The organism is Shewanella sp. AS16 (assembly GCF_021412365.1).
GTDB lineage: Bacteria > Pseudomonadota > Gammaproteobacteria > Enterobacterales > Shewanellaceae > Shewanella > Shewanella salipaludis.
The window spans coordinates 1-292 of record NZ_JAKCLK010000254.1 but is presented as its reverse complement, the minus strand read 5'-3'; the positions used below and the strand labels follow the sequence as shown (position 1 = coordinate 292).

Here is a 292-nt window from a genome sequence, read left to right as displayed (position 1 = left end):
GATAATCCTGCGGCGGTAATTATACAGTCGATGGCTGACATAGTGATTCCATTATTTACAGGAGCTAATAACGCCTGATAATTGCGTTACTTCCTGATGGATTACGTTGAGGGTAATTTATCCCAGAGAGGTCCATAAAGACGCGTGAAAAGTATAATTGACCCATCGGCATTATTCATTGATTTAGGCGCGCAGAAACGTCCCACTGTGATTTCTATTGTTGGTGCTGGGGGGAAAACCAGCTTGCTTTTTTGGCTGGCAGAACTGTTCCAGGCGAGTGGCAGGCGTGTAT

General features: G+C 45.2%; 1 protein-coding gene. It reads left to right on the top strand.

Features of this window, described 5'->3' with window-relative positions; all coding sequences use genetic code 11:
* Nucleotides 1-144: 144 nt before the first annotated feature.
* Nucleotides 145-292 (top strand): hypothetical protein (locus LZP73_RS21585; protein ID WP_442800781.1); only part of this gene is annotated, 148 nt, incomplete at its 3' end.